6 protein-coding genes are annotated in these 6,700 nt (G+C 63.7%); 3 read left to right on the top strand and 3 right to left on the bottom strand.

Translation table 11 applies throughout. The features are described from left to right. Positions 1-28 precede the first annotated feature (28 nt). The 3 genes from ehuB to EOA36_RS22690 all read right to left on the bottom strand — a co-directional run bounded on the left by ehuB (position 29) and on the right by EOA36_RS22690 (position 3,309). On the bottom strand, positions 29-880 hold the full coding sequence (gene ehuB, locus EOA36_RS22700) for an ectoine/hydroxyectoine ABC transporter substrate-binding protein EhuB (RefSeq protein WP_127279511.1): 852 nt from the start codon (positions 878-880) through the stop codon (positions 29-31). Positions 881-950: 70 nt separating this feature from the next. Then, on the bottom strand, positions 951-1,742 hold the full coding sequence (gene ehuA / locus EOA36_RS22695; RefSeq protein ID WP_127279510.1) for an ectoine/hydroxyectoine ABC transporter ATP-binding protein EhuA: 792 nt from the start codon (positions 1,740-1,742) through the stop codon (positions 951-953). Positions 1,743-1,923: 181 nt separating this feature from the next. Then, positions 1,924-3,309 carry a PLP-dependent aminotransferase family protein gene (locus EOA36_RS22690; RefSeq protein ID WP_127279509.1) on the bottom strand — a complete coding sequence of 462 codons (1,386 nt, stop codon included), beginning with the start codon at positions 3,307-3,309 and terminating at the stop codon, positions 1,924-1,926. 83 nt (positions 3,310-3,392) lie between these two features. Here EOA36_RS22690 and EOA36_RS22685 point away from each other — a divergent pair, with 83 nt between their 5' ends. From EOA36_RS22685 to EOA36_RS22675, 3 genes are all read left to right on the top strand, one after another. After that, complete coding sequence (locus EOA36_RS22685) at positions 3,393-3,884, top strand: Lrp/AsnC family transcriptional regulator (RefSeq protein WP_127279508.1); 492 nt, start codon at positions 3,393-3,395, stop codon at positions 3,882-3,884. 130 nt (positions 3,885-4,014) lie between these two features. Further along, complete coding sequence (locus tag EOA36_RS22680; RefSeq protein WP_127279507.1) at positions 4,015-5,508, top strand: NAD-dependent succinate-semialdehyde dehydrogenase; 1,494 nt, start codon at positions 4,015-4,017, stop codon at positions 5,506-5,508. A 32-nt stretch (positions 5,509-5,540) separates the two neighbouring features. After that, a partial coding sequence (locus tag EOA36_RS22675; RefSeq protein WP_127279506.1) for an aminotransferase class III-fold pyridoxal phosphate-dependent enzyme occupies positions 5,541-6,700 on the top strand: 1,160 nt, incomplete at its 3' end.

Genomic DNA, 6,700 nt, shown 5'->3' with positions numbered 1-6,700 from the left:
GTTCACGGGGAGAAGGAAAAAGGAAGCGCTACTTCGCGGCGCAGAGCTTGTCGCGCGTGGTCGACATCGCCGCCGCCGCGGAGAAACCGTAGGGCTCGATGATCTTGGCGAACTCGCCCGACTTCTTCATCTTGGCGAGTTCGACGTCGAAGGCGTCGCGCATCGCCTCGTCGCCCTTCTTGAAGGCGGCGCCGTCGCAATAGACCGGGGCACCCTGCACCGGAGCGATGACTTCGAGGTTCGGATCGGCGGCCTTCTTCATCAGATCATTGATCGACAGTACGGGCAGCGAATAGGCGTCGATACGGCCGTCCTGCACCATCTTCAGGCCGCTCTGGCCGTCCGGCACGACGATGACACGTTCACGCGGCACGCCGGCGTTGAGCGCCAGCTTCTCCTCGGTGCCGCCGCCCGGCGCGCCTATGGTGGCGGACGTGTCCTTGGCGACATCCTCGTAGCTCTTGAAGCCTTTCGGATTGCCCTTCTTCACCAGCATCGCCTCGGCGTCGCACAGGACCGGTTCGGAATAGGCGACCGCAGCGCAACGCTCCGGCTTCATGAACAGGCCGGCGGTGACGACGTCGAAGCGGCCGGCCTGCAGGCCGGGGATCATCGCGCCGTATTCCGAGATCGAGGCGACGACGTCGGCGACGCCAAGCCGCTTGAAGATTTCGCGCGCCACATCGGGCGCGGCACCCGAAACCTTGCCGTCGGCGGCGACCGCCGTATAGGGCGGCTCATTGGCGATGGCCAGGCGGGCGAAGCCCTGCGACTTTAGCTGCTCGAGCTTGCTGTCGTCGGCCGACCCCGGGATAGAGGCGGCCAGCACGGCCGAAAGTGCGAGACCGGCGACGCCGGCCAGAATGCCAAGTTTCTTCATTGTTCCCAACTCCTTGTTCTTGTCTTGGTTTGCGTGATTTCAGGACGGCATCGCCGCCTTTGGCATGCGGTCAGACACGGTGTCCGGCCGCGATGATCTTCTTCAGGAACCCTTGCGTGCGTTCCTGCTTGGGATTGCGGAAAATCTCGTCGGGCTTGCCTTCCTCGACTATTCGGCCGCGATCGAAGAACAGCACCCGGTCGGCGAAGTCGTGGGCGAAACCCATTTCGTGCGTGACCAGCAGCATGGTCATGTCGGTCTCGGCGCAGAGCCGCCACAAGACGTTGAGCACTTCCTCGACCAGTTCCGGGTCGAGCGCCGATGTCACCTCGTCGAACAGCATGATCTTCGGTTGCAAAGCGAGCGCGCGGGCGATCGCCACGCGCTGTTTCTGGCCGCCTGATAGCTGCGCCGGCATCGCCTTGGCCTTGTCGGCCATGCCGACCATGTCGAGCAGTTCCATCGCGCGTTTTTCGGCGGCGGCGCGCGGTGTGCCCTTGGTCAGCATCGGGGCCAGCGTCACATTGTCGATGACGCTCTTGTGCGGAAACAGGTTGAACAGCTGGAAGACCATGCCGGTCTTCTGGCGCATTTTTGCCAGATGCCGCTCGTCGGCCGGCAGCAATTGGCCGTTACGCTCCATGTGGTAGAGTTGCTCGCCGTCGATCTGGATGTGACCGCCGTCGATGCGCTCCAGCGTCATCAGGATGCGCAGGATCGTGGTCTTGCCCGAGCCAGAGGGGCCGATCAGCGCCAGCTTCTCGCGCGGCATGACCTGCATGGACAAGCCGTCCAGCACCTTGAAGGCGCCGAAGCTCTTCGAGATGGCGTCGACCTTGATGATGGGCGCGGTTGCGGACAAATGAATTTCCCCGTGCTGGAGAAGCCTGTGCCCTTAACGATGGGGAACACGCCAAATCATGTCAATTGGTAAAATAATATCATGACAATTATTCTGATTGCGCACATTTTCCGGTCAATCGCAGCTGGCTTTTTGGGCATGCCGTTGCCCCAGAACCACCTGGCGATAGTGGGTGGCGTGTTCAGATTGCGAGCAGCAGATGCTCCGGATCGCCAAGCAAGAGCTTGGTGACAACGCCGAGACCGGCGCGCAGTTCCCCCTCGGTGGTCGAACCCAGCGAGATGCGCACTGCCGGATGCCAGGGCGCATCCGATATGCGGAACGAGGTGCCCGGGGCTATGGCCACGCCTTGCAACCGAGCCTGGGCGACAAAGCTCTCCTCGGAACGGTCGGCCGGCAGTTGCAGCCAGATATGCAATCCGTCGCGACGGGCACGGTAGTCGACGCCGGCCAGTACCTCGCCAGCGATATCCTGCCGGCGACGCAACGCCGCGCGCTGCCAGCGCACCAGCTCCATCGCGGTGCCGTCGGTTACCCATTTGGTGGCGATCTCGGCCACCATTGGTGTCGCCATCCAGTTCGAGACGAGATGCCGGTTGGCGACGGCCGCAACGTAACGGTCGGGCGCGGCGAGATAACCTATGCGCAGGCCGGGCACGGTGATCTTAGTGAAGGAGGTGACGTAGAGCGTCCGCTCCGGCGCGAAAGCAGCGACCGGCGGCGGTCGATCCTCGACCAGGGGACCGAGCACATCGTTCTCGATGATGGCGATGTCATGCTTGCGCGCCACCGCCGCGATCTGCTCACGGCGCGCCGCATCCATGAGCGTTGCGGTCGGGTTGATCACCGAAGGCTGCACGAATACGGCGCGGATATCGGACAGCCGGCAGGCCTCGTCCAGCGCTTCCGGAATCAGGCCGTTTTCGTCGATCGGCAGGCCTTCGAGGTTGAAACCGAGATAGCGGGCGAGCGGCACCAGCGTGTGATGGCCTATCGCCTCGGTGGCAACGGTGGAGCCCGGTGGCGCGACGCTCATCAGCGCCACCGTCATGCCGGCGGTGGCGCCATTGGTCAGGCTGATGTTCTGCGCGGAGGCATCGAGGCCGCACAGTTTCAGCCATTCGACCGCCACGGCGCGGTGGCGTGGGAACACCATGTTTGGCCGGAACGACAGTGCCGAACTCGACGGCAGGTTTTCGGCAAGCCAGCCCAGCGCCTGCTTCATCCGCTCCAGGTGCATCGGCTCGCAGACCGGTTTCAGGATCGAGAGGTCGATGACCTCACCGAGGCGCTCGGGCAGATAGGGCGGGTCCGGCTCGCGGCGCTGCGTTTGGACGAAGCTGCCGCGCCCGATCTCGCCCGAAATCAGGCCGCGCCGGATCAATTCCTCATAGGCCCGGCTGACCGTCTGCACCGAGAGCTTGAGATTGTCCGCCAGCCGGCGATGCGTCGGCAGCCTCGCGCCATTGGCCAGGCGTCCGTCATGGATGGCGCGCGCGAACTGGTCGGCCAATGATTGATAGGCTGGCCGGCGGATAAGCGCGGGATCGGGTTGCCACAATGTCATGACTTATTAGAGATCGAAATCAGTGCAATTGACAATCGAAATAATGCGCCCTCATGGTACGATGGACGAAAAAGTGAGCGCTGATGACTGCTGCGAAACTCGACCCGATCGATCTCAAAATCCTCGACGCCATCCAGCGTGACGGACGCATCACCAAGCTGGCGCTGGCCGAGCAGGTCGGGCTGTCGCCGACGCCGTGCTGGATGCGGCTGCGCAAGCTGGAAAAAGCCGGCATCGTCTCGGGCTATCACGCCCGCATCGCCATGCGCGTCGTGGCGCCTGTCGCCACAGTGCTGATGGAGGTGACGCTGGCCAGCCACCGTCAGGCCGATTTCGACCGCTTCGAGCGCGTCATCCGCGATATCCCCGAGATCGTCGCCTGCTGGTCGGTGGGTGGCGGCGTTGACTATGTGCTGAAGGTGATGGCGCGCGACATCGACGCCTATCAGCGGCTGGTCGACGGCTTGCTCGATCGCGAGATCGGCATCGACCGCTACTTCACCTACATCGTCATCAAGACGGTGAAGGATGATATCGCGCTGCCCATTGCGGACCTGTTGCCGGCACCGGCATAGCGCCGGAGAAACGGGCTGCCCTCACGGCGCAATAGAGAGATTCTCTCTCTGATCAGGCGCTCAAACAGCCTCTCTGTCTGCCGGTGAAGGATAGTCTCCTCGCATCAAAACGAACCGGGAGGCTTCGACCATGTCCGCGCATTTCGCCCGCTCGCATCGCCACGAAGCGCTCGACCGGCTCGCCGACCGCCGGCTGCTGCGCGAACTCGCCTATGTCGACGGCCATTGGACGGCGAGCGATGCGGCCGAGAGTTTCGAGGTCACCGATCCGGCGACCGGCACCACCGTCGCCTTTGTCGCAGCACTCGACAGCCGGCAGACTACAAAAACCATCGACGCCGCGGCGCGCGCCTTTCCGGCCTGGCGGGCGCTGTTGCCGCAGGAGCGCTCGAAAATCCTGCGAAAATGGTTCGAGCTGATCATCGCCGCCAAGGCTGATCTGGCTCTGCTGATGACGCTTGAGCAGGGCAAGGCGCTCAAAGAGTCGCTCGGCGAAATCGACTACGCCGCCTCCTTCATCGAATGGTATGCGGAGGAAGCGAAGCGCCTCAACGCCGAGAGCGTCACCAGTCATCTGCCGAACGCGGAAATGATGGTGCGGCGCGAACCGCTCGGTGTCGTCGGCGTGGTCACGCCGTGGAATTTTCCGTCGGCCATGTTGACCCGCAAGGCGGCGGCGGCGCTTGCCGCCGGCTGCACCATCGTCGCGCATCCCTCCTCGGAGACGCCACTTTCGGCGCTGGCGCTGGCCGAACTCGGCGAGCGCGCCGGGCTGCCGGCCGGCGTCTTCAACATCGTCACAGGCAAGGCCGCGACGATCGTTGGACGCATGTGCGAAGATCCGCGCGTGCGGGCCATGAGTTTTACGGGCTCGACCGAGATCGGCCGGCTGATCGCCGCGCAAAGTGCGCCGACGATGAAGCGGCTGGTCATGGAACTCGGCGGCCACGCGCCGCTGATCGTCTTTGCCGACGCCGATCTCGACAAGGCGGTGACCATTGCTGTCGACGCCAAATTCGCCACATCAGGCCAGGATTGCCTCGCCGCCAACCGAATCTATGTCCAGCGTCCGCTTTACGACCGCTTCTGCACCGCATTCGCCAAGCGCATTGACGCGCTGCGGACCGGCAGCGGCCTTGCCGAGGAAACCGACATCGGGCCGCTGATGCATGAACGTGCCGTCCAGAAGGTCGAGGAGCAGGTCGCGGATGCCCTCGCCCACGGCGCCCGCTGCCTTGCCGGCGGCAAGCGCCATCAGGCCGGGCCGCTGTTCTACCAGCCGACACTGCTCGCCGACGTCGCCGACGAAGCGCTGATCATGCGTGAGGAGACCTTTGGTCCGGTCGCCGCCGTCACATCCTTCGACGACGAGGACGAGGTGATCGCCCGCGCCAATGCGACCGAATATGGCCTCGTCGCCTATGTCGTGACCGAGAATGGCGCGCGTCAGCAGCGCATGGGTCGCGCGCTCGACTATGGCATGGTCGCCATCAACCGTGTGAAGATCACCGGCGCGCCGATCCCCTTCGGCGGCGTCAAGCAGTCCGGCATCGGCCGCGAAGGCTCGCGCCACGGCTTGGAGGCCTTCACTGATCTCAAATATCTATGCCTCGACGTGGCGTAGGCCACACTGGAATTTTCAAGGAGTAAAAAAAAATGCTCGACCAGTCCAACGAACTCGCCGCCTGGGATCGCGACCATTTCTTCCATCCCTCGACCCATATGGGCACGCACGCTCGCGGTGAATCGCCGACAAGGATCATGGCCGGCGGCGAAGGCGTCACCGTCTGGGACAACAACGGCAGGAAGAGCATCGATGCCTTCGCCGGCCTCTATTGCGTCAATGTCGGCTATGGCCGCCAGAAGATCGCTGACGCCATCGCCACGCAGGCAAAGAACCTCGCCTATTACCACGCCTATGTCGGGCACGGCACCGAGGCCTCGATCACATTGGCGAAGATGATCATCGACCGCGCGCCGAAGGGCATGTCGAGGGTCTATTTCGGCCTGTCCGGTTCGGATGCCAACGAAACCAACATCAAGCTGATCTGGTACTACAACAATGTGCTGGGCCGGCCGGAGAAGAAGAAGATCATCTCGCGCTGGCGCGGCTATCACGGCTCGGGCGTGATGACGGGATCGCTGACGGGGCTGGACCTCTTCCACAATGCCTTCGACCTGCCCCGCGCGCCGATCCTGCACACCGAGGCGCCCTATTATTTCCGCCGCGCCGACCGCTCGATGAGCGAGGAACAGTTCTCGCAGCATTGCGCCGACAAGCTGGAGGAGATGATCCTCGCCGAAGGGCCTGAAACCGTCGCCGCCTTCATCGGCGAGCCAATCCTCGGCACTGGCGGCATCGTGCCGCCGCCTGCCGGCTATTGGGAGAAAATCCAGGCGGTGCTGAAAAAGTACGACGTGCTGCTGGTCGCCGACGAAGTGGTGACGGGCTTCGGCCGGTTGGGCACCATGTTCGGCTCCGACCATTACGGCATCAAGCCTGACCTGATCACCATCGCCAAGGGCCTGACCTCGGCCTATGCGCCGCTGTCGGGCGTCATCGTCGCCGACAAGATGTGGCAGGTCCTGGTGCAGGGTTCGGACAAGCTCGGTTCGCTTGGCCATGGCTGGACCTATTCGGCGCATCCGATCTGCGTCGCAGCCGGCGTCGCCAATCTCGAACTGATCGATGAGATGGACCTGGTGCGGAATGCCGGCGAGACCGGCGCTTATTTCCGTGCCGAACTGGCCAAGGCCGTCGGCGGTCACAAACACGTCGGCGAGGTGCGCGGCGACGGCCTTGGCCAGTTCGGCAC

It is taken from the genome of Mesorhizobium sp. M8A.F.Ca.ET.021.01.1.1 (genome assembly GCF_003998025.1).
Lineage (GTDB): Bacteria > Pseudomonadota > Alphaproteobacteria > Rhizobiales > Rhizobiaceae > Mesorhizobium.
This window is presented reverse-complemented; position numbering and strand designations above follow the sequence as displayed.

Bases quoted from the DNA above. Each gene is read 5' to 3' on its own strand.
- EOA36_RS22685 (WP_127279508.1), top strand. From the start codon at position 3,393: ATGACTGCTGCGAAACTCGACCCGATCGATCTCAAAATCCTCGACGCC.
- ehuB (WP_127279511.1), bottom strand. From the start codon at position 880: ATGAAGAAACTTGGCATTCTGGCCGGCGTCGCCGGTCTCGCACTTTCG.
- EOA36_RS22690 (WP_127279509.1), bottom strand. From the start codon at position 3,309: ATGACATTGTGGCAACCCGATCCCGCGCTTATCCGCCGGCCAGCCTAT.
- EOA36_RS22680 (WP_127279507.1), top strand. From the start codon at position 4,015: ATGTCCGCGCATTTCGCCCGCTCGCATCGCCACGAAGCGCTCGACCGG.